Below are 20,006 nucleotides of genomic sequence, written 5' to 3'. Positions count from 1 at the left end.
GGTCCTGTACGGAAAGCTGCCCCGGGGCGGTGACATCGAGGAGATCGACGAGCTGGTTCGGGGCGCGGTCACCGCGATGTGCCGCCCGTAGTCCGACCCCTTGAGTCCGGGCCCTCCCCGAGCACGGGCCCGCATCGAGTCCGCCCGCTTCGACCAGGCGCGGTCACCTCCTGTCACCCCGGACAACTCCCCGGGTACCGCACTCGCGCTTCCCGCTGCACGGAGTCACGCCCGGTCATCGCATCGATGCGATGAGTGCGACGGTTTCAGCGGACCCGGCACGGGCCGGGCGCCGCGCGGCGATGGGCAGGTGGTCATGGCCACGAATCAAGGATGTCGCCGAGCGGGCGGGCGTGGCGCCCGGCACCGTCTCGTAGGCGGACCCGCGAGGCAGACCCGCGAGGCAGACCCGCAACGGCGACACCGCCGGGGGCGCTGTCGCAATCCCCGGTGTCCGAAGTCCAGAGCGCGCCGGAGACAGTTGGCGGATATCGGCCGGTGAGGGTGCGGCCGCGGGATCACCAGGTGGGGCCAGCAGAGTCACGGCCCACGGAGTGCGGCAGGATGGCACGTCGCGCCCGGTCGGTACCGTACGACCGGCGCGACCGCTCGAACACGTACTCCAGAACACACAGGTGGCACGGTGACGACACATCACATCCGGCTCACGGCGGCAACCACCGCCCCCCGCACCGGGGTCGGCGCGCCAAGGGGGAAGAAGTGACCCGGACTCTCACTCCGCACGATCTGATCGTCGCCGGAATCGCGGTGGCCGCGGGCATCGCGGCCGCATTGCTGCTTCGCGTGCTCCTCAGATGGCTCGGTGAACGGGCCGTGAGAACCAACTGGAGCGGCGACGACATCATCGTCCACGCCCTGCGGGCCCTCGTCCCCTGGGCCGCGATCACCGGTGGCGCGGCCGTCGCCGCCTCGGTGCTGCCGCTGACGTCCAGGGTCGAGCGCAACGTCACCATGACGCTGACCGCGCTGCTCATCGTGGCCGCGACGCTCACCGTCGCGAGGATCGTCGCCGGACTGGTGCAGGCCCTGGCGCAGGCACGGTCCGGTGTGGCCGGGTCGGCCACCGTATTCGTGAGCATCACTCGCATCGTGGTGCTGGCCATGGGCTTCCTCGTCATGCTGGAGACCCTGGGCGTCTCCATCGCGCCGCTCCTCACGGCGCTTGGCGTGGGCGGTCTGGCGGTGGCCCTGGCCTTGCAGGACACGCTGGCCAACCTGTTCGCGGGCGTGCACATCCTGGCTTCGAGGACGGTGCAGCCCGGTCACTACATCAGGCTCAGCAGCGGCGAAGAGGGCTATGTCGTCGACATCAACTGGCGCAACACGGTGGTGCGTACGCTCTCGGACAACCTCGTCATCATCCCCAACACGAAGCTGTCCGGCACCAACATGACCAACTACCACCGTCCCGAACAGCAGATGACGCTCAACGTCCAGGTGGGAGTCGGCTACGACAGCGATCTGGAGCATGTCGAGCGGGTCACCATCGAGGTCGTCGAGGGCGTGATGACCGATGTCACCGGTGCGCTGCCGGAACACGAACCCCTCGTCCGCTTCCACACGTTCGGTGACTCCAGGATCGGCTTCACCGTGATCCTCGGGGTAAGCGAGTTCAGCGACCAGTACCGGATCAAGCACGAGTTCATCAAGCGCCTGCACCAGCGGTACCGGGCGGAGGGCATCAGGATCCCCGCTCCCACGCGGACCGTTTCCGTGCGGCAGGCGGACGGGCAGCAGACGGACATGCAGCAGTCGGACGTCCACCTCTCCGGGCTTCCCATTCCGGCCCCGCGGCACACCGCGGAGCAGGTTCCGGCGAGCTGAGCTCCCGGCCGGTCCATGGCGGTCATGTGCCACGGCGGGAACCCGCCTCCGTCACCCACTGGCACCGCGTCAACTCCTGCCTGTGAATGGGGCGTCGGCTCACCGGCCGGCGCCCCTTCACCATGCTTTCGAGGAGTTGGCAGCAGGGATGAGATCGAGAACCGTGGCCGTGGTGGCGGCCACCACGGCGGCTCTGCTGGCCACCGGCCTGCCGGCCGCGGCCGGGCCCCAGCCGGACGCCGGACGCGGCCACTCGGCAGCCCCGCCGGCGGCGGCCCCCGGTCAGCGCACCGTCACCCTGGTCAGCGGCGACCGCGTGAGCTTCACCGGTGGCGGTGACGACCTGCAGGTCAGCGGGGTCACCCCGGCGAAGGGCCGGGAGAACACGGCGTTCACCCGGGCCAGGGTCGACGACCACGAGTACGTCATTCCGGTCGACGCCACCGCGGCCCTGGCCGACGGACGTGTGGACCGGCAGCTCTTCGACATCACCGCGCTCGCCGCCCAGGGGTACGACGACTCCGCCCGGGCGGACATTCCCCTGATCGCCACCGCGCAGTCGGGTCCCGCGCTGCGCGGGGCTGCCGAGCACGGCACGTTCCCCGGCCTCGGACTGACGGCCCGTACGGTGCGCAAGGCCGAGGCGGCGAAGGCCTGGCAGGGTTTCCTCGCCGCTACGCGGGCGAGGTCGCGTACCGCCGCGCCCGGCAGGCTCTGGCTGGACGCCAAGGTCGAGGCGAGCCTGGACCGCAGCGTCGCCATGACCGGCGCACCCGACGCCTGGCGCAAGGGTCTCGACGGCAAGGGCGTGAAGGTCGCGGTGCTCGACACCGGCTACGACGCGGCCCACCCCGACCTGAGGGACAAGGTCACCGCGGAGAAGAACTTCACCTGGGACGAGAGCGTCGCCGACCTCAACGGCCATGGCACGCACGTCGCGTCGACCGTCGCAGGCAGCGGAGCCGCCTCCAAGGGCCGCTACAAGGGTGTGGCGCCGGGGGCCGAGCTCCTGGTGGGCAAGGTCCTCGACGGCGGCGGCTCCGGCTACACCAGCTGGATCCTGGAAGGCATGGAGTGGGCGGCCGGCCAGGACGCCGACATCGTCTCCATGAGCCTCGGCTCCAGCCTGCCGAGCGACGGGAGCGATCCGCTCTCCCAGGCGGTGGAGACCCTGTCGGCCGACGGCGGACCGCTGTTCGTCGTCGCCGCGGGCAACGACGGCGCCCCGCGCACCATCGGCGCACCCGCCGCCGCGCCCAGCGCGCTGACCGTCGGCTCCCTCACCAAGGAGGGCGGGATGTCGTCGTTCTCCTCCCGTGGCCCCGCGGTGGCCGACGGCGGCGTCAAGCCCGAGATCACCGCACCCGGCAGCGCGATCACGGCGGCCCGCGCAGCGGGCACCCTGGACGACGCCGCGGGCAGCGAGTTCTACGCGACGATCAGCGGCACCTCCATGGCGACCCCGCATGTCTCCGGGGCGGCCGCCATCGTCAAGCAGCAGCACCCCGACTTCGACGCGCAGCGGCTCAAGTCCGCGCTGGTCGCGACCGCGGAGCCGGTCGCCGGGGCGGGCGTGTACGAGCAGGGCGCGGGCAGCGTCGACGTGCCCGGCGCGCTCGCGTCCAGGATCACCGCGACCCCCGCGGCGGTCTCCGCCGAGTTGCTCTGGCCGTACGGCGGGAGCCCGACGCGTACCGTCACCTACCGCAACGGCGGCAGCAAGGACGTCCGCCTCGGCCTGTCCCTGGACGGGACGGCTCCGGTGTCGCTCGCCACGCGGCAGCTGACCGTCCCGGTCGGCGGAACCGCCGTCGCGACCGTGCGCATCGACACGGGCCGGGCCTCGGCCGGCGCTCACAGTGCCTGGATCACCGCGCGCGGCAGTGACGGCAGCAGGGTGCGCACGCCCGTCGGTGTGGACGCCGAGGGCCCGAGCGCCACGCTCACCCTCGAACCCGCGGCCACGCGTCCCGGTGTCGAGGCGGCGTACACCAACCTCGTGGTGCAGAACGAGAAGACCGGCGAGTCCCAGCTGGTCGGCCTCACCACCGGAGCGGAGGAGCTGCGGCTGCCCGTCGGCGACTACCGGGTCTTCGGCGGGGTGTGGGAGTACGTGCGCCACGGCGAGGCGAGCGTCCCCGAGACGTCCGTCGCGGTCGCCCGGCGCGTCTCGCTGACCGCCGACCGCACCCTGAAGACCGATGTGTCCGCCGCGAAGCCCGTCACCATGGGAATCGACGACCCGGACATGCGCATCAACGAGAACGGTTCGGCGACCGGCATCGTCTCCACGACCGGGGCGGGCGAAGTGTCGGGGCTCGCCGCGCCGCTGTTCAACGGCGCCTACAAGTCGTACGCCGTGGGCAGCGGCCGCATACCCGGGCTGACGTACTTCTCCGCGGCGTCCTGGGAGCAGCCCTACGTCCGGGCCACGACGGTCGGCGGGCCCGGCTCGCCGGTCGACGTGCCGGTCCGGCTGGTGTCGTGGCAGCGGCTGGAGTGGGACCTGGAGAAGCAGGTGGTCGACGCGGGCAGCGGCGAGGACCTGTCCGGCCTGGAGCTGAAGGACCGGATCGTGCTCTTCGAGACGGGCTGGCCCGTCCCCTGGGAGGAGCAGGACCGGCGCTACGCGGCGATCAAGGCCCAGCGACCGGCGGCCGTCCTGATGTCCGGGTACGCCTCCATCGACCCGGCCGACCCGCCGCTGGGCATCGACGCCCATGGCGTGGCGCTGCTGCGCGAGAAGCTCGCGAAGGGCGAGGTGACCCTGCGCATCAAGGGCGAACGCAACGGCGAGCGCACCTACTTCACCTTCCACACCCATGACGACGGGGTTCCGGCCGGTGCGCACTGGCAGGACCGGCGCCGGGATCTGGCCCGCGTGGACCACAGCTTCCGCACCACCGGCTACCCCGACGACCCGAAGGGCATCTACGGCTGGGTGACCCACCGGGGTCTGCGGCTCGCCCAGCAGTCGACGCTGTTCCGCGCGCCGCACCGGATGAGCGCGTACTACACGCCCGGCGTGCCGTGGACGACCGCCACCTTCGAGTACGCGATCGACGCCGACGGTCCGCTCGGTGTGCAGTACTCGGATCCGACCGTCCATCGCGAGGGACGCACGGTCGGTGACAACTGGCTCACCGGCCCGTTCAACCCCTCGCTCTCGGTGACCGGCCACGACGGCCGGGCGCAGGCCACGCGGGACGGGGACAAGCTGCGGCTGGCCCTGCCGATGTTCTCGGACGCGGCAGGCCACCGGTCGGACCCCGCGCGGGATCTGGAGTCCGGGGAGACGGTGCTGCGCGACGGCTCGGGCACGGTGCTCGACCGTAACGACGAGCCCGGACAGGGAGTCTTCGACGTGCCGGCACGCGGCCAGTGGTACGAGCTGACGTCGACCGCGCACCGCGACCACCCGGAGTGGACGCTGGGCACCCGTGTCACGGACACCTGGCGTTTCCGCTCGGAGCACACCCGCGAGGAACGGCCGCTGCCGCTTCTGGACACGCGCTACGACATGGCCGCGCTGGACGGTGACAACTCGGCGCCCGAGGACCGGGAATTCACCTTCGGCCTCGGCTTCGGCCGTCAGGCGGGTGCCTACGGCGCCGGCGTGGACCGGGTGTCGGTCCAGTACTCCACGGACGACGGTGCCACCTGGCGGGCGGCGAAGGTGCGCGGCCGGGACGGCGTGCGACAGGTGACCGTACCGGCGCTGAAGACCGGCTGGGTCTCGCTGAGGGTGGCCGCCGAGGACCGCTCCGGGGCGTCGGTCACGGAGACGGTCACCCGGGCCTACCGGGTCGGCTGCGCGGAGTACTGGTGCGCGTACGCACCGGGCTGGCCGCACTGGCCGGCCGGCTGACCGGCACCACACCAGACCACACCACAGCGCACCGCACCGCACCGCACCGCACCGGGTGACCGCGGGGCCGTCCTCCAGGGCGGCCCCGCACGGCAGGCACGATCGATCAACGGCCAATGGTTCGGATCCGATTCATTTTCCGGCCATGATCGTTCCAGATCAGTTCACCGCAGGGCTATTGACCCGGCGTCAGGGAATCCTCAACACTCTGCGTGCCGCCTATTGGCATCGACCCAGACCATTCCTTCCCGGCCCTGCGGGCTTCGGACGACGGCTCTGGTCCGCCCGAGAACCGGCACACACAGTCCTGCTTGCACGTCCGGTACTCCCCCTCCGCGACCGGGCGTCCTTCCCGAGAGGTGATCAGGTGGATCGTCGGAAGTTCCTGGGTGTGGCCGCCGGAGCGACGGCCGGAGCCGTCGCCGGGTCCGCGCTCGACCTCGCGGTGGCGCCCGCGGCCGCCGCCGCGACCGGCACCATCGCCGACGTCAAGCACATCGTCGTCCTCATGCAGGAGAACCGGAGCTTCGACCACTACTTCGGGAAGCTGAAGGGTGTACGCGGCTTCTCCGACCGCAGCGCGATGCTGCTCAACGGCGGCCACTCGGTCTTCAGCCAGCCGGCCGGCTCGGGCCGCCAGTACCCGTACTCGCTGCGCGAGGGCGTCGGGGGCGACGCGTCGCTGGTGCCGCACTGCGCCCCGGGTCTGGGCCACGACTGGACCACCCAGCACAACTGCTGGAACGGCGCGCTCATGGACAACTTCGTGGCCGGTGCGGGCGGTGTGCACAGCGTCGGCTACCTCGACCGCACCGACATCCCGTTCTACTACGCGCTGGCGGACGCCTACACCATCTGCGACTCCTACTTCTGCTCCTCCCTCACCGGCACCGGCCCGAACCGGGCCTTCCTGTGGAGCGGGAAGATCGACGCGAGCCACAACAACGGAGGTGACCTGCACGGCTGCACATGGAAGACGTACGCCGAGAACCTCCAGGACGCGGGCGTGACCTGGCGGGTCTACAACCGCAAGGACGACAACTTCGGCGACAACGCCCTGGAGTACTTCAACCAGTTCGCGAACGCGGGCCCCGGCAACGCGCTGTACGACCGCGGTGTCGCCGACGTCCCGGGCTCCTCGTCCACGCCGACGCACCAGGCCATCATCGACGCGATCCGCGCGGACGTGGTCAACGGCACGCTGCCTCAGGTCTCCTGGGTCGTGACCGACCAGGCGTTCTCCGAGCACCCCTCCGGCAGCACCCCCGGCGACGGCCACCACTTCACGAACATGCTGATGAAGGCGCTCAACGCGGACCCCGCCGTCTTCAACTCCACCGTCCTGTTCATCAACTACGACGAGAACGACGGCTTCTTCGATCATGTGCCGCCACCCATCCCGCCGAGCGGCACGGCGGACGAGCTGGTCATCGGCGGCAAGCCGGTCGGGCTCGGCTTCCGCGTCCCCATGCTCGTGGTGTCCCCCTGGACCCGCGGCGGCTGGGTGAACTCCGAGGTCTTCGACCACACCTCCGTCATCCGCTTCATGGAGAAGTGGACCGCGGCCATCGGCAAGCCCGCCACCTCCCCCAACATCAGTGCCTGGCGGCGCAAGGTGTGCGGCGACCTCACCGGCGTCTTCAACTTCGCCGCACCGGTGAACGGGCTGCCCTCGCTTCCCGCGACGGCCACGATCGGCAGCCGCTGCAACGGCGTCCCCGACCCCAGGCCGACGACCAACGCGCTGCCCGCCCAGGAGGCCGGCACCCGCCCGGCGCGCGCGCTGCCGTACCAGGCCGACGGCTTTCTGGACCGGCTGGAGATCAGCGGCACCACGATGAAGACCTGGTTCAGGATGGCGAACGCGGGCACGCCCGCCAAGCAGGCCGCGCACTTCTCCATCCACCCCAACGCCCACCGCAGCCGCACCCCCTGGCAGTACACGGTCGACGCGGGCGGGACACAGGAGGACTTCTTCAACGTCGGCGCGGGCTACGGCGACGGCAAGTACGACATCAGCATGTACGGCCCCAACCGCTTCATGCGCCGCTTCGTCGGCAATGCCACGACCGCGGGCAAGAACGCCTTCGTGAGCAGCCGCATCGCGGTGGAGTCGGGTACGGGCAAGCTCGCGATCTGGTTCACGATGAAGAACACCTCCGCCTCGGCGGTGACCTTCACCATCACGTCGAACGCCTACCGCTCCGGCACCTGGACCTACTCCGTACCGGCGGGCGGCAGCACGGAGGACTTCTTCAACAACGTCGCCTACGCGGACGGCTGGTACGACTTCACCCTCACGGTCAGCAGCGACACCGGCTGGTCGCAGCGCTTCCTCGGACACATCGAGACCGGCGCGGCGAGCGTCTCCGGCTGACGGCCCGCCCCTCCGCCACCGGTCGCCGTCCCGGAGCTCGTACGCCGCTCCGGGGCGGGGCCCTCAGGGCGTGATGTTCTGGTTCACATGGAAGACGTTGCCCGGGTCGTAGGCCCGCTTGACCTCCACCAGACGGTCGTAGTTGATCCTGTAGTTGGCCTTGATCCGACTCTGGTCGTCGCCCGCCATGAAGTTGATGTACCCGCCTTCCTCGGAGTACGGGGCGACCGCCTCGTAGTAGTCGCGGACCCAGGTGGTGTTGGCCTCGTTGTCGGCGGCGTCGGGCCACATACCGGCGATGACGACCGCGAACGAGGCGTCCCGGTAGGCGAAGGCCGTCGCGTCCGGCGCGACCTCGTGGCACGCGCCGTCGATCGGATAGAAGTGGATGGTCGAGTTCACGACGGGGAGCCCGGGCGCGTGCCGTAGATGGGTCTCGATCGCGGCATCGCTCAGTCCGGTCACGAAGTTGGCCTTCCAGTAGTGCTGCAGGCCGGGGGGTACGAGCGCGTCGAAGGCACTGTTGAGCGCGGGATAGGGCATGACGCCGACGTGCTCGGCGACGACCGGCGCGATGTCGTGGAAGGGCTGGAGGGCGCGTTCCCCCTCCTCCGGCGGCCCTGCCCAGCACGCCACGATCAGGGCGAACAGGTCACCGTGCCGGTCCTCTGGGATGAACGGAAGCGGCGGGGCGATCTGGAAGCCGGGGAAGCCGCCGAGCTGCCACGGCGCTTCGCCGATGAGATCTCTGAAGGAGCGCAGGACGGTTCCGGCGTCCTCCAGTTCGTAGAGCATCGGCCCGCCGTAGATGTCCTTGACGGGGCTCAGCCGGAACTCGAAGGCGGTCACGGCACCGAAGTTGCCGCCGCCGCCGCGCAGGGCCCAGAACAGGTCGTCGTGCTCGTCCTCGCTCGCGACGACCACTCGGCCGTCCGCCGTCACCACATCGGCAGAGATCAGGTTGTCGCAACTGAGACCGAGCCCGCGGGCGAGATATCCGATACCACCGCCGAGGGTGAGCCCGCCGACCCCCGTGGTGGAGATGATCCCGCCGGTCGTGGCCAGCCCGAAGGCGTGCGTCGCCGCGTCGAGGTCGCCCCAGGTCGCCCCGCCCTCCACGCGCGCGGTGCGGCGTTCGGCGTCGACGCGCACACCACGCATGGGCGAGAGATCGGCCACGACGCCGCCGTCGCAGGTACCGAAGCCGGGCACGCTGTGCGCGCCGCCACGTACCGCGAGAGCGAGGTCGTGCTGACGGGCGAAGTCGACCGCGGCCATGACGTCGTCGGCGTGGGTGCAGCGCACGACGGCGACCGGTCTCTTGTCGATCATGGCGTTGTGGACCTTGCGTGCTTCGTCGTAGGCGTCGTCATCAGGGGTGACGACCGCCCCGCGGACACGTTCGCGCAGTGGATCGATCGAGGGCTTGCCCATGGCCATCGCTCCTCGTGGTGAGGCACACCGGCAATCTTCACGCTACGCCGATGCGGTGAGGCCTCAAGCGGAGGGAGCGAGGAAGGGGCGGGGGCAGGAGTGGGGAACGAGCGGGGAAGGAGTCAGGAAGAGCAGGGATCGACAGAAGGGGCTTGAACGATAAAATCAGTGGGCCCGGGGCACGTCTCCGAGGCGACCGACCGCACCGGCCGAGCATCGGGGGAAGTTCGCGTGGTAGTCCATCCCGGATCCGGGCGCTCCGCCGCAGGAGCCTCCGCGACGATCTCGGACGTGGCCGAGGCGGCCGGAGTGTCGCGCCAGACAGTGTCGAACGTGCTGAACGCGCCGCACCGGGTGCGCGCCGCCACCCGCGAACGAGTCGAGCGTGTCATCGCCGAACTCGGCTACCACCCCAACCGGCTGGCACGCTCGCTGAGGGCCAGCTCACCCGGAATGGTGGGCTACCGTCTCCAGCCGGTGGCGACCGAGTCCGTCGCCGCCATCCACGACCGCTTCCTGCACGCCCTCGCGGAGGCCGGCCAGGCCGACGACCACCATGTGCTGGTGTTCACCGCGGCGGATCCCGAAGGGGAGAGCGAGCGCTGCACGGCCTTGTGGCGCACGGGTGCCGTCAGCGGTGTCGTGCTGTACGACATCTCCCCGCACGATCCGCGCCCGGAGCGACTGGCCGCGGCCGGTGTCCCGTTCGCGGCCTTCGGGCGTACGGCCACGGGCACCGAGCACTACAGCTGGGTCGACGTGGACAACGCCGCGGGCACGGCCGCCGCCGTCGACCACCTGGTGGCGGCGGGGCACCGGCGGATCGGCTTCCTCGGCTGGCCGGAGGGAACCAGCGTCGGCGACGCCAGGGCCCGCGGCTGGCTCACCGCCATGGACCGGCACGGCCTGCTCGCCGAGAGCCATCGTCTCGACGTACGGGCCGGCGCGGACACGATGGCGAACGGCACCCGCCTCATGACGGAGCTGCTGGACCGGCCGGAGCCGCCCACATCCGTCGTCGCGGCCACCGACACGCTCGGGGCCGGTGCGCTCCAGGCCATGCGGGACCGCGGACTGCGGCCCGGCGACGACGTGGCCGTGGTCGGATTCGACGACACCCCGGCCGCGTCCGCGCTCGGGCTGTCGAGCGTGCGCCAGCCGATCGAGGAGGCGGGCCGGTTGATCATGGCCGAACTCGTACGGCTGACGGGCAACGGCCGGGGGGCGGCGCTACCGCAGCTGAACCGGCTCCTCGAACCGGAGCTGATCGTCCGGTCCAGCAGCGCTCGCGGCTGACGCACCGGCCGTCCGGGAATCCACCACTACTGCCGGCCGCCCTGACCGGGCCCGCTACCGCGGGGTGCCGCCGCAACGGCGGCCGGCGCCCCTCGTCACGACGCTGATCCCGCCCCCCGCCGCCACCGTGCGAGTGACCCCGTCGGCGCGCACCGGGAGCGGATCGCCCTCGCGCAGCCGGACCGTCGTGGCCCCCCGCCGGATGTCGACGTCGAGGACCCGTCCCCGCCAGCGCAGCCCTCGCAGCGTGATCCCGTCGAGTTCCTCTGGCAGGACGGGCGCCAGCTCCAGGCGGTCCGGGTGCCAGCGCAGTCCGGAGTACCCGTAGAGGAACTCCTGGAGGAAGCCGCCGTGTCCGGTCAGGAACGTGAAGGCGCCTCCGTCGCGAGCCTCGGCGAACTGGTCGAACGGCGGGCGGACGAAGGGTTCGACGCTGCGTCTGGTGTGCTCGAACGCCGCCTTCGCGTCGCCGAGCCGCGCCAGGACGATCGAGTGGACCGAGTCCGTCATCGACGGCCCGTCCTCGTGGGTGCGCGGGACGTAGTACGCGAGATCGGCCCGGGTGACCTCGTCGGTCTGCGGGTTCTCCCACGGATAGGCCAGCATGACCACATCGGCCTGCTTGATCAGTTGGCCCTCGTACCCCGTGAACTCGCGGTGAACACCGAGCACTTCGTCGAAGGGTACGACGAGGCCGTCGGCCACCTCGGTCCATTCCGGCGCGGCCGGCTCCCCCAGCACCGCGGCGGCCTCGACGGCGAAGCGCAGCGAGGCGCGCGCGGCCGCGTTGGTGTAGGCGGAGTCGTCGTGGGGCTCGTCGGCGTACTCGTCGGGCGGGATCACCCCGTTGATGTGGTGGACGCCGTCCGCGCCGGTCGTGGCCCGACCGGCCCAGAAGTCGGCGACGCCGCGCAGCACCGGCCAGCCCTTCGCGCGGAGCCACCGCTCGTCGCCTGCGGCCAGCCAGTACTGCCAGAAGGCCAGGGCGACATCGGCGCTGATGTGCTGCTCGAAACGGCCGAAGGGGGCCCAGGCCGGCGTGTCCTCGCTGCCGTCCAGGCCGCTCTCCCAGGGGAATCTCACCCCCTGCTGCCCGTGGTCGGCCGCGTAGGCCCGGGCGGCGTCGAGCCGGTTCACCCGGTAGTCGAGGACGCTCTCGGCGATGTGGGGGTGCTGGGCCAGCAGGCTCGGCCAGATCCAGGTTTCCGTGTCCCAGAAGACGTGCCCGTTGTAGCCGTCGCTCGACAGGCCCGCGGGTGACGGTGACCAGGGGGAGTCCTCGCGCGCGCTGGTGAGGAGATAGAACTTCGCGGCCCGCACCTGGCGTTGGAGCCGGGCGTCGCCATGGACGACGATGTCGCCGTCCCATTCCCGTTGCCAGGCCCGCCGGTTGTCGTCGGCGAGCCGGCGGTGTCCGGCGGCCGCGGCCTCCTCGGCGGCGGCGCGGGCGAGGGCGAGCGGGTCGTCGCAGTCGTGGCCGGTGGCGACTCCGACGTACTTGGTGAAGGTGTACGTGCGCCCCGCGACGACGTCGGTGACGCGGCGCCGGACCGCCGGTGCGTCGCCTTCGCCGGCCGCCTCGTGCACATCGGTCCCCGGGCCCCGGAGCACCGACACGACGGCGGCGGGGATGCCGCTGCCCTCGGCCTGTGCGGTCAGCCAAATCAGTCCCTGCTCCGCGCCGGTCCGGATGCCGCAGACCCGTAGTGCCGCACGGACGTCCAGGGCGTCGCTGACGTCGAGCCGACCGTCCCAGTGCGGTGTCACGCGCACGCTCACCGACCCGACGTGCGGCCGCGACCGGTCGGCGAACAGGTCGTAGCGTACGTCGGTGACGCGTCCGGCCGGGGACGTCCAGCGGGCGCTGGTGGTGATGACGCCGGTCCGCAGGTCCAGGGCCTGACGGTAGTCCGAGATCCCGCGGGCGACGGCCGCGAGGGGGGCGCCGACCGGTGTCCAGTCGCCGCCCACCGGTTGTTCCCCGCTCTCCGGGGCCGCCGGGGCGAAGGCGTCGTTGAAACGTCCGCTGCCGTCGCCGACGTCGAGGGTCGTCCATGCGGGCAGGCCCGCCTTGCGCGACCACTCCCCCGCTGTGGCGGTGTACAGGCCCACCACGTGGAACTGGGTGGGGACGGGCGCCGTGGCGTACCCGTTCCCGGCGGGCGGCACCCGTGCGGCCAGATAGCCGTTGCCGGTGAAGGTCGGGTGGTAGCCGGCGAGCGCGGCGAGGTGGGGGTCCTCGCCGCCGGCGCCCGGGGGCGGGTGGTCGGCCGTGGCCAGCACCCACTCGTCCCCGGCCGTCACTTCAGCCCTCCCGCGGTCAGTCCGTCCACGATCCGGCGCTGGAAGACCAGCACGGCGATCACCAGCGGCAGCGTCACCATCACCCCGGCCGCCATCTGCGTACCGAACGGCTGGTCGTGCTTGTACTGGCCGGTGAAGAGGGAGACGATCACATTGGCGGTCATCATCTGCTTCTCGTTCACCACGCTGACGGCGATGAGGAACTCGTTCCAGGCACAGATGAACACCAGGATCGCCGTGGTGAAGATGCCCGGCGCGGCGAGCGGCAGAACGACCTTGCGGAACGCCTGCGCGGGCGTGCAGCCGTCGACCTGCGCGGCCTTCTCCAGATCCGTCGGCATCTGGCGGAAGAAGGCGGTCAGGTTCCAGACGGCGAGCGGCAGTGCGAAGCTCATGCTGGGCACGATCATCGCCTGGTAGGTGTTGATCCAGCCCGCGTCGGTGAAGAGCCGTAGCAGCGGCACCACCAGGGTGATCGGCGGGAACATCGACGTGGCGATGACGAGCGCGAGGATGACGGTCTTGCCCCGGAAGTGCAGCCGTGCGAGGGCGTATCCCGCGAAGATCGCGACGATCAGGGTGGCGGTGGTGGTGGCCCCGGCGACGACGAGACTGTTGAGGAGGGCCCGGCCGAATCCGTTGTGTGCGTCGAAGGCCGCGGCGTAGTTGTCGAAGGAGAGCGGTACCGGGAGCGGGGCGTTGGAGAACTGGTCGGCGGGCCTTCGCAGGCTGGAGACCACCATCCAGAAGAAGGGCGCGAGGCAGTACACGACGACGGCGGCGATGCCGATGCGCCGGGCCGCTTGTCCCCTGCCCGCACTCCGGGTTCCCGCGGGCCGGGCCATGGTGCTCATTGCGGATTCCCCGTTCCCCGGCCGATCAGGTCGGCGCCGAACAGTTTGACGAAGGCGAAGGCGACCACCGCGATGTAGAGGAACAGCACGGAGGCGTAGGCGGCCGCGGTACCGAACCGCAGATTGGCCATCTCCTCGAAGGCGACCATCGACAGCGTCTCCACCGAGTGCTTGCGCGCGCCGACGAGCACGTACGGCAGGTCGAACATGCGCAGGACGTCGAGCAGCCGGAAGAGGACCGCGACCACCAGCGCCGGACGGACCAGTGGCAGGGTGATGCGCCAGAACGTGCGCCAGGACGAGGCGCCGTCCACCCTGGCCGCCTCGTACAGCTCACCGGGGATCATCTGCAGCCCGGCGAGGACCAGCAGCCCGATGAACGGCGCGGTCTTCCAGGTGTCCGCGATCACCACGGAGAGCCAGGCCTGGAAACCCTCGCTGCTCCACAGCACCTTGGCACCCAGCAGTTCGTTGGCGATGCCCTGACTGTTGAAGATCCACTTCCAGAGGAGGCCCGAGATGGCCGTGGGGATCGCCCAGGGGACGAGGATCGCCGCGCGTACCAGGGCGCGGCCGCGGAAGGCCTGGTGCATCACGAGCGCCATCGCCACCCCGATCAGCACCTCCAGGGTGACCGAGGCGAGCGCGAACGACGTCGTGTTCCACCACGGCCGCAGGAAGCGCTCACCGGTGAAGACGGCAGCGTAGTTGTCGAGGCCGTACGAGGTCGAGGTCACCGTGAACCCCGTGCGCGGGTCGATGGACTCGCTGGACACGACGAACGACAGCCGGAACGCCGCCAGCAACGGGTAACCGGCGACCAGTCCGAGGACGAGGAGAGTGGGCGAGAGCAGGACGGCGGCGAGCCGGCCGGTCCCGGCCCGGCGCGAGGCGCGCGGGGGCCGGGACACGACCGCGCTGTGCGGCGGCGCCTTGGACAGGACGGACACCAGGGAACCTCTTCCGCCCGGCTACTTCTTGTCGACCGCGGCGGAAAGCTCCCGCTGCATGTCGGCCAGCGCGGCGTCGACGGACTTCTCTCCGTCCAGCGCGGCGGCGGCGTTCTCCTGGATGGCTGCCGTCGCGTCGCCGTAGCGGACGACGACGGGCCGGGGTGCGGCGCTGCTCAGCGACTCCTTGAGCGTGGCCAGATACGGGAACTGCTTGCGCAGCGCCGGGTCGTCGTAGAGGGCCGCGTACGGCGGAGCGTTCGAGGTGACCTTGAGATTGGTGCGGGCGCTCTCCTCACTGGAGAAGTACGTGATGAAGTCGAGCGCGGTGGCCTTGTTCTTGGCGAACTTGCTGATGGCCAGGTCGTATCCGCCCAGGGAGGACTTGCCCGTGCCCGTCAGGCCGGGCAGCGGGGCGACCCCGAACTTCCCGGCGACCTTGCTCGATCCGTCGGTGGCGTTGGCCAGCACCCACTGGTACGGCCACTGCCGGTGGAAGAGCAGTGTGCCCGCCTGGAAGGCGCGGCGGCCGTCCTCCTCCTTGTAGGTCGAGGACTCCTTGGAGAAGGTGCCGTCCTTGAATCCTCCGGCGAGGAACTCCAGGCCCTTCCGCGCGGCTTCGGAGTCGACGGTGGCCTTGCCCCCGGCGTCGACGACGGTGCCGCCGGCCGAGGCCACCGCCTCGGAGAAGTTCACCGTGAGGCCCTCGTACGTGTCGAACTGGCCCGCGTAGCAGTCGACTCCCTTGCCCTCGGGCAGCTTGCGCACCTCGGCGCAGGCCCGCTTCATCTCGTCCCAGGTCCTGGGCGGCTGGACACCGGCCGCCTCCAGCAGGTCCTTGCGGTAGAAGAGCAGCCCGGCGTTGGTGTTGAACGGGACGGCGTACTGCCTGCCGAAGTACTCTCCGGTCTTCGCGACGGCGGGGAGCATCCTGTCGAGCGGGAACTTCTTCGCGGGAAGTTCGTCGATCCAGCGGTTGGCGGCGAACTCGGCGACCCAGATGGGGTCCAGGTTGAGGACGGAGTAGGCCTCCGACTTGGTCTGGGCGTTCTGGATGAACTGCTGCCGCTGCTGGTCGGCGCTCTCCGGCAGTTCGACGAGGGTGACCTTCTCCTTCGGGTGTTCCTTGTTCCACCGGTCCAGTTGGCCCTGGACGGTGCCCGTCGTGTCCTTGCCGGTGGCCAGGGTGATCGGGCCGCGGCCGGTGAACTCCCCGGGGCCGCCTGCCGCCGGGCCGGAGGCGGCGGATTCGGGCGAGCCCGCGCCGCATCCGGCGAGGGTGCCGGCGAGCAGCGCCGCCGACGCCGCCACGGCCCATGCCCGTCGTGCCTTCCCGGATCGGCCTCTGCGGCCCGCCTGTCCCGCCCGGCGGCCGGTTCCTGCTGCGGATCTCGTGGCCGGGAGACCGATCCCCGTGCGGCTCAGCTGCGACGAACTCACCGTGCTCCTCCTCCAGTTGCGCCGCCTGCCGTGCAGCTCGCGAAGAAGCCCCGTCCCAAGGGCCCGCACAGCGGCGATTTGATCGTTCAAGATGGAGCCAAAAGGCAGCGCCGTCAACCCTCAGGACCAGGCGCGGCCAAACCGAGACCATGACCCGGGCAGGCGCGGCCGGCGCGTCCGCCCTCACGGAATTGGATCGTTCATATCCCGCAGGCTCGCGCCCGGCGCGTTACGCGGAAGGGCGCCCGCCCCGCTTCGAACGACGGGTCCGCGTAACGGATCCCGCGTGGGGTACCCGGTGACGACACCCGAGGAGAGGACGGTCCGATGACGGATGTTTCGCTTCTGCCCGGCGCGTTCCATCACCGTTGGGACTGGCAGCTGAGTGCTGCCTGCCGTGGCGCCGACAGCAGCCTGTTCTTCCACCCGCCGGACGAGCGCGGTGACGCGCGGACCGAGCGGGAGGAGAGGGCCAAGCGGGTGTGTTTCCGCTGCCCGGTCCGCCAGGCCTGTCTGCGCCATTCCCTCGAGGCCCGCGAGCAGTTCGGCGTGTGGGGCGGGCTCGGCGAGGAGGAACGCCGCGCCCTGATCGCCGCCGCCCGGCGCGAGCGTGGCTCGGCCTGCCGCCCCGCGGCCTGAGCGCCGGCGTCCGGTCGGCGCGCCGGATGCGGGCGCCGGTCGCTCCGTCGCGGTTCGGCTGCGGCATCCGGGGTATCCGGGGAACCCATCGCTCTGTGTACACGGGAGGGGCAATGACGGTGACGAAGACGGCGGTTCTCGCACTGGACTGTGCGGAGCCCGAGGCGCTCGCGGAGTTCTACGCGGCACTCCTGGGCGGCGAGATCCGGCCGACAGGGGATCCCGACCTCATCGAGGTGGTCGGTGAGGAGGGATCGGTGCTGGGGTTCCAGCGCGACCACGGCCTCGCGCCACCGAGCTGGCCGCGCCCGGAGGACGCCCAGCAGGCGCACCTGCTGGTGCTGGTCCCTCCGGGCGACCTGGACGAGGCCGAACGGGAGGCGGTCAGCCTCGGAGCGACGCCGATGGACCTCAGGGACCGGGGGACGCCGCGCGAAGCACGCCTGATGTCCGATCCGGCCGGCCATTCCTTCCTGCTGCGCGCACGCAAGTGAGCATTGCACGGTGTACGGGCGAAGCGGCCCGCGCGCCGGCCGCGGCCCGTGCCCCGTGGAACCGTCGACGTGCCGACCCGCCCGTGAGGGAGGTTTCGCGCCAACCTGGTTCTCGTTCGCGGTGGACCCAGGGCTGGTGACGTGCCCTCGCAGTCCGCTGCCTGCGGTGTCGCCCTGACCGACGAAGTCGTTGCAGGATCCATGTTGGGCGTGTTCAGGCCGTCTTGGACGATCACGACCCCGCGTACCGGTGCGCGCCGACATCGTTCGGCGCATGAGAAGCCGGTCATCGGCAGAGTCGCAGGCGGGGGCGCCGACATCGGCGCCCCCCTCCCCGTCCCCCTCCCCCTCCCTCTTCCAAGGCGCCGCGTCCTCCCGTCCCCCCTCCCCCGGGCGCAGGGCCTCCCGTATCGGAGCGTTGCTCGGCGCCACCGCCCTGGCGCTCCTGGTTCCCGCGTCGTCGGCCCATGCCGATCCGCCGCACAACCTGCCCCAAAGCGCAGGCGGGTACGAGCAGTCGTTCTCCCCGGCGTACGACTACGACGGCGACGGCTGCTACGCGACGCCCGCCATCGGACCGGACGGGACACTCGCTCCCGGGCTGAACACGAGCGGCGCGATCAACGGCAGCTGCCGTGACCAGTCCGACCTCGACAACTCCCAGACCTACACCCGCTCCAAGTGCAACAACGGCTGGTGCGCCATCGTGTACGCCAGCTACTTCGAGAAGGACCAGGCCGTCCACGGCAGCGGCCTCGGAGGCCACCGGCACGACTGGGAGCACGTCATCTCCTGGGTCGACCAGGCGGCGAACCGCGTGGAGTACGTGTCGACGACGCAGCACAGCACCGTGAAGACCTACCCGAGTTCGCAGGTGCGCTTCGACGGCTCCCACCCCAAGGCCGTCTACCACAAGGACGGTGCGAGCACGCACTTCTTCCGGCTCGCCAACGGCAACGACGAACCGCCGGAGAACCACTACCACAACTGGCGCTATCCCCCGCTCGTGGGCTGGGACGGCTTCCCGAGCACCGCGCTGCGCGACCGGCTCATGAACGCGGACTTCGGGTCCGCGACCATCAAGATCACCGACCGGGACGACCGTTTCCGCAACCTCCTGAACAACTCCAAGCCCGGCGGCATCCCCTTCGACCCCTGGGGCTGACTCCGCCGCCGGCCGGAGCCGGGTAGCCGATGGGGGCCACTCTCCGAGTGGCCCCCATCGCGTTTGCCACGTCGGGTGCCGGACGGCGCTCAGGCCCGTCCGGCCGGCCCGTCGTCCACCGGCTCCAGCACCTCGACGGCGGGCACGGCGTCCCGTGCGGCAGGGGCTGTGGCGACCGCGGTACGGCGGCGTCGTGCCAGGCGCTGGGCGATCGGTTCGGTCCAGCGCGCGGTCAGCGGCCCTATCACCACGAGGAGCAGGACGTACGCCGTGGCCAGCGGTCCCATCTGCGGCTCGATCCCCGCCGTGACGGCGAGACCGGCGATGACGATGGAGAACTCGCCGCGCGCCACCAACGTACCGCCGGCCCGCCAGCGCCCCTTGACGCCCACCCCGGCCCGCCGCGCGGCCCAGTACCCCGTGGCGATCTTCGTCAGCGCGGTCACCACGGCGAGCGCCAGCGCGGGGAGCAGCACGGGCGGGATGCTCGCGGGATCGGTGTGCAGGCCGAAGAAGACGAAGAACACGGCCGCGAACAGGTCCCGCAGCGGACTGAGCAGCGTGTGGGCGCCCTCGGCGACCTCGCCGGACAGGGCGATGCCCACGAGGAACGCGCCGACCGCGGCGGACACCTGGAGCTGCTGGGCGATGCCGGCGACCAGCAGGGTGAGGCCGAGGACGACGAGCAGGAGCTTCTCGGGGTCGTCGCTCGACACGAAGCGGGAGATGACCCGCCCGTACCGCAGGGCGATGAACAGCACGGCTCCGGCGACACCGAGCGCGATGGCCAGGGTCGCGCTGCCGGCGGCGAGGCTCACCCCGGCCAACAGGGCCGTGACGATGGGCAGATAGACGGCCATGGCCAGGTCTTCGAGGACCAGGATGCTGAGGATCACCGGGGTCTCGCGGTTGCCGAGCCGGCCCAGGTCGCCGAGGACCTTGGCGATGACGCCGGAGGAAGAGATCCAGGTGACGCCCGCCAGGACGACGGCCGCCACCGGCCCCCACCCGAGCAGCAGTGCCGCGACGGCCCCCGGTACGGCGTTGAGGGCGAAGTCGACGAGCCCGGCCGGGTACTGGGTCTTGAGGTTGGAGACCAGATCGCTGGCCGTGTACTCCAGTCCCAGCATCAGCAGCAGGAGGATGACCCCGATCTCCGCACCGATGGCGACGAACTCCTCGCTCGCGCCGAGCGGCAGGAGCCCGCCCTTGCCGAAGGCGAGACCGGCCAGGAGGTACAGCGGAATCGGGGAGAACTGGAAGCGGCCCGCGAAACGGCCGAGCAGTCCGAGGCCGAGGATGATCGCACCGAACTCGATCAGGAAGACTGCGGAGTGCAT

13 protein-coding genes are annotated in these 20,006 nt (G+C 71.0%); 7 read left to right on the top strand and 6 right to left on the bottom strand.

Annotated features, from left to right (window positions below; all coding sequences use genetic code 11):
- Positions 1-720 precede the first annotated feature (720 nt).
- The 3 genes from ACIQMR_RS12275 (at position 721) to ACIQMR_RS12265 (ending at position 8,090) form a co-directional block, all read left to right on the top strand.
- Entirely contained in the window at positions 721-1,845 is a 1,125-nt protein-coding gene (locus tag ACIQMR_RS12275) for a mechanosensitive ion channel family protein (protein ID WP_401385324.1), read from the top strand.
- Positions 1,846-1,993: 148 nt separating this feature from the next.
- Entirely contained in the window at positions 1,994-5,713 is a 3,720-nt protein-coding gene (locus ACIQMR_RS12270) for a S8 family serine peptidase (RefSeq protein WP_401385323.1), read from the top strand.
- Positions 5,714-6,080: 367 nt separating this feature from the next.
- Complete coding sequence (locus ACIQMR_RS12265) at positions 6,081-8,090, top strand: phosphocholine-specific phospholipase C (RefSeq protein WP_401385322.1); 2,010 nt, start codon at positions 6,081-6,083, stop codon at positions 8,088-8,090.
- A 63-nt stretch (positions 8,091-8,153) separates the two neighbouring features.
- Here the strand turns inward: ACIQMR_RS12265 and ACIQMR_RS12260 are convergent, their stop codons facing one another.
- The gene (locus ACIQMR_RS12260) at positions 8,154-9,524 is read right to left on the bottom strand and encodes an FAD-binding oxidoreductase (protein ID WP_401385321.1); all 1,371 of its coding nucleotides are present in this window, start codon (positions 9,522-9,524) and stop codon (positions 8,154-8,156) included.
- 231 nt (positions 9,525-9,755) lie between these two features.
- Here ACIQMR_RS12260 and ACIQMR_RS12255 point away from each other — a divergent pair, with 231 nt between their 5' ends.
- On the top strand, positions 9,756-10,820 hold the full coding sequence (locus tag ACIQMR_RS12255; RefSeq protein ID WP_401385320.1) for a LacI family DNA-binding transcriptional regulator: 1,065 nt from the start codon (positions 9,756-9,758) through the stop codon (positions 10,818-10,820).
- Positions 10,821-10,874: 54 nt separating this feature from the next.
- On the opposite strand, the gene ACIQMR_RS12250 is transcribed toward ACIQMR_RS12255, so the two are convergent.
- From ACIQMR_RS12250 to ACIQMR_RS12235, 4 genes are read right to left on the bottom strand one after another with little or no spacing between them, the layout of a single operon-like run.
- Positions 10,875-13,124: a glycosyl hydrolase family 65 protein gene (locus tag ACIQMR_RS12250; RefSeq protein WP_401385319.1), complete on the bottom strand. Its 2,250-nt coding sequence runs from the start codon at positions 13,122-13,124 to the stop codon at positions 10,875-10,877.
- A complete protein-coding gene (locus ACIQMR_RS12245) occupies positions 13,121-13,978 on the bottom strand; it encodes a carbohydrate ABC transporter permease (RefSeq protein WP_401385318.1) in 858 nt (285 codons plus the stop codon). The genes ACIQMR_RS12250 and ACIQMR_RS12245 overlap by 4 nt, the downstream gene beginning before the upstream one ends.
- Positions 13,975-14,928, bottom strand: coding sequence for a carbohydrate ABC transporter permease (locus ACIQMR_RS12240; RefSeq protein ID WP_401385317.1), 954 nt, complete (start codon positions 14,926-14,928; stop codon positions 13,975-13,977). Before ACIQMR_RS12240 ends, ACIQMR_RS12245 begins: the two co-directional genes overlap by 4 nt.
- Positions 14,929-14,949: 21 nt before the next feature.
- Positions 14,950-16,239, bottom strand: coding sequence for an ABC transporter substrate-binding protein (locus ACIQMR_RS12235; protein WP_401385316.1), 1,290 nt, complete (start codon positions 16,237-16,239; stop codon positions 14,950-14,952).
- A 456-nt stretch (positions 16,240-16,695) separates the two neighbouring features.
- On the opposite strand from ACIQMR_RS12235, the gene ACIQMR_RS12230 reads away from it, so the two are divergent.
- The 3 genes from ACIQMR_RS12230 to ACIQMR_RS12220 all read left to right on the top strand — a co-directional run bounded on the left by ACIQMR_RS12230 (position 16,696) and on the right by ACIQMR_RS12220 (position 18,666).
- A complete protein-coding gene (locus ACIQMR_RS12230; protein WP_401385315.1) occupies positions 16,696-17,007 on the top strand; it encodes a WhiB family transcriptional regulator in 312 nt (103 codons plus the stop codon).
- A gap of 113 nt (positions 17,008-17,120) precedes the next feature.
- On the top strand, positions 17,121-17,501 hold the full coding sequence (locus ACIQMR_RS12225; protein WP_401385314.1) for a VOC family protein: 381 nt from the start codon (positions 17,121-17,123) through the stop codon (positions 17,499-17,501).
- Between the two features lie 274 nt (positions 17,502-17,775).
- Positions 17,776-18,666, top strand: coding sequence for an NPP1 family protein (locus ACIQMR_RS12220; protein WP_401385313.1), 891 nt, complete (start codon positions 17,776-17,778; stop codon positions 18,664-18,666).
- An 89-nt stretch (positions 18,667-18,755) separates the two neighbouring features.
- Here ACIQMR_RS12220 and ACIQMR_RS12215 read toward each other — a convergent pair whose 3' ends face one another.
- On the bottom strand, positions 18,756-20,006 hold the full coding sequence (locus ACIQMR_RS12215) for a cation:proton antiporter (RefSeq protein ID WP_401385312.1): 1,251 nt from the start codon (positions 20,004-20,006) through the stop codon (positions 18,756-18,758).

The sequence above is a fragment of the Streptomyces sp. NPDC091376 genome, from assembly GCF_044757085.1.
Classification (GTDB): Bacteria; Actinomycetota; Actinomycetes; order Streptomycetales; family Streptomycetaceae; genus Streptomyces; species Streptomyces pratisoli.
This window is presented reverse-complemented; position numbering and strand designations above follow the sequence as displayed.

What these genes read in the sequence shown, in the direction of transcription:
- ACIQMR_RS12270 (WP_401385323.1), top strand. Translation starts at nt 1,994, where the DNA reads ATGAGATCGAGAACCGTGGCCGTGGTGGCGGCCACCACGGCGGCTCTG.
- ACIQMR_RS12260 (WP_401385321.1), bottom strand. Translation starts at nt 9,524, where the DNA reads ATGGGCAAGCCCTCGATCGATCCACTGCGCGAACGTGTCCGCGGGGCG.
- ACIQMR_RS12245 (WP_401385318.1), bottom strand. Translation starts at nt 13,978, where the DNA reads ATGAGCACCATGGCCCGGCCCGCGGGAACCCGGAGTGCGGGCAGGGGA.
- ACIQMR_RS12230 (WP_401385315.1), top strand. Translation starts at nt 16,696, where the DNA reads ATGACGGATGTTTCGCTTCTGCCCGGCGCGTTCCATCACCGTTGGGAC.
- ACIQMR_RS12225 (WP_401385314.1), top strand. Translation starts at nt 17,121, where the DNA reads ATGACGGTGACGAAGACGGCGGTTCTCGCACTGGACTGTGCGGAGCCC.
- ACIQMR_RS12220 (WP_401385313.1), top strand. Translation starts at nt 17,776, where the DNA reads ATGAGAAGCCGGTCATCGGCAGAGTCGCAGGCGGGGGCGCCGACATCG.
- ACIQMR_RS12215 (WP_401385312.1), bottom strand. Translation starts at nt 20,006, where the DNA reads ATGCACTCCGCAGTCTTCCTGATCGAGTTCGGTGCGATCATCCTCGGC.